Here is a 2209-nt window from a genome sequence, read left to right as displayed (position 1 = left end):
CCTCCCCTTCCGGTCGATGAGCTGCAGCCGCCTGCGACCGCTTTTTACTCCCCCCAGAACTGGTCTTGTGCTGCTTGGCCGCGATCGCTCTTTTCCTTGCGGCCCGTTTTTTCTTCTCAGCCTCTTCCTCGTCGTAGCGGTCCTCGTCGCTTATATCCCAGCCAGGGAGGATCGCCACGCGGGGCGGCAAGCCCTTCTTCTTGCGCCTGTCTTCGGCGTCTTTGACATCGAAATACACGTCGTCAAGATCCTTGGTTTTCCGGTCGTACTCGCGCTGAAACTTGTAGGCCCATGACGCGTCGTCCTCGACCATGGCGTCAAAGTTGTCGAAGAATTCCCGATTCGCATCGACACGGGCAGTCTCCACCTCGGCGCGGACACGCCGAATCTGTTCCGTACTGAAGGCTCGAACCTTCTCCAGTTTTGTGAGGCCGCGCATCACCTGTTCGAATGCCTGATTCAAATCCAAGACTTCTCGGAACAGAGCGAGTTTCATGTCTGTTCCCCTCGAGCAACATTTGGTTCGTTCTCGAAATCAGCGGACGTCTGGGGGTACTGCCGTTGCCATTCGCGCTGCTCTTCGGGCGTGAAGAACCGCACCTTCGATGGTTTTCCCTCGACGCGCCGGCGATCTTCGACGACGCGCACGTCGTGATAGACCTGCACTTCGTCTAGTGTGTTCTTCTGGTATTCGCGGTATCGGATTTCAAATCGAGCGGAGTCCTGCTCCTCTACGCGCTGGAGGGCGCCGCAGACATAGGAATTGAGCCGCGCGCGATGATCCTCGAACAGGATTAGCTCTTCATCGAAGCAGCTGGAATCGAGCTCCGAGTCCTTCGCCCGTTTGAGGCGTTCGAGGCCGCGCACGGCCTCATCCACCCCGCGATTCACTAATAGGATTGCTTCGTACAGATGGGCTTTTTGCATTGAAATCTCTCCATTGCTTTCGGCCGGAACGCCGTAGTCCGGCAGTTGATCGAGGTGTTGAGACACACGGATAGCGAGCGGTCAGACGTCCGACAGGAATCGATACCGCCAGCCTTAGGAATCAGTTGGGAGGAGATTCAGCGACCGGTTCGCGAGGGAGTTGAATCGGAAAAAATGAGCGCGATGCGAGTTGCGCGAGGAATGGAAAGTGGATAACTTCTTTTGCAGCCATTGTTGCACCTCCGGTGCGACTTTGGTTAGGGGCGTGTCGGTGCTAGATACACCGGCGCGTCCCGCTTATTTCTTCTTGGCTTTCTTACCTGTTCTTCTGTCAATCCCCTTGCCCCAGTAAGATTCAGTCATGTGCTTCTTAATTGCCGTGACTTCGTCAGTTGTCCAAACTCTCGCCAATCGACCATCAACGACGCCCGGTTTTGGAACTGGAATCAACTTATTTCGAATCCAACGATAAAGCGTCTTTCGGTCTATCCGTAAGAGTTGTGCGACCCCTGAGATTGAATATGTCTTCATTTTCAATATGCCACACATGTAGCTTTTGTCAAGCAAAAAACCGAACTCAGATGGGCGTCTCGATGCGCCGATCCGGGGCACCGGAAGAGTACCCCAATTCTTGCAGGAATGAGAGCGTCGAAGCTTCCCGCAACGAACTCTCACTTCCATTGCAATGTACGGCCGCCCGGCGCTACAGAACCCGATTGCGCGCTTCGTGAATCGACAGCAGGACACGGCTGAGTATCAAGTTGAACCGCTCGGAGAGCAGCACAATCGGGCCGATTTTTCATGTGGGGCAGAAGCGCTAGACCGATATTTGCAAAAACAAGCTGGTCAGGACGCCAGCAAGCATGTTGCGGCAGTCTTTGTCATCACGCCGGATGGACGCACTATCGCCGGTTTCTATACGCTTTCGGCCCACGTCATAAGCCTTAGCGACCTCCCTGATAACGTTGCGAAAAAGCTCCCCCGGTACCCAAATGTTCCAGCAACTCTGCTGAGGAGATCGGCCGTCAGCAGGACTTCTGCGGCCGCAACATTGGCGAACTGCTGCTGCTCGATGCATTCAAGCGTGTACTGGCGAATACGGGTGAAGTTGCGTCGGCGGTCGTAGCCGTTGACGCCAAAGATGAGAGGGCACGCGAGTTCTATTTGCGGCACGATTTCATCCCGCTTCCCTCACACCCAAAACGCGTCTTTTACCCCGTTAAGACGATTGAGAAACTGTTCGGCAGCAGGCGAGAGCGCGATTAGCGTAAACGGAGTTCTA

Annotated in this window: 3 protein-coding genes; all 3 read right to left on the bottom strand. The window is 55.0% G+C overall.

Going from position 1 to position 2209, the window contains the following annotated elements; all coding sequences use genetic code 11:
* Positions 1 to 442: hypothetical protein (locus tag VGI36_17935; GenBank protein HEY2487029.1), on the bottom strand; the 442-nt coding region annotated here is incomplete at its 3' end.
* Between the two features lie 50 nt (positions 443 to 492).
* Positions 493 to 927, bottom strand: coding sequence for a hypothetical protein (locus VGI36_17930; GenBank protein HEY2487028.1), 435 nt, complete (start codon positions 925 to 927; stop codon positions 493 to 495).
* A gap of 915 nt (positions 928 to 1842) precedes the next feature.
* A complete protein-coding gene (locus tag VGI36_17925; protein HEY2487027.1) occupies positions 1843 to 2100 on the bottom strand; it encodes a hypothetical protein in 258 nt (85 codons plus the stop codon).
* Positions 2101 to 2209 lie beyond the last annotated feature (109 nt).

The organism is Candidatus Binataceae bacterium (assembly GCA_036495685.1).
Classification (GTDB): Bacteria; Desulfobacterota; Binatia; order Binatales; family Binataceae; genus JAFAHS01.
This window is presented reverse-complemented; position numbering and strand designations above follow the sequence as displayed.

Coding starts and splice junctions, on each gene's coding strand:
- VGI36_17930 (HEY2487028.1), bottom strand. CDS start 927: ATGCAAAAAGCCCATCTGTACGAAGCAATCCTATTAGTGAATCGCGGG.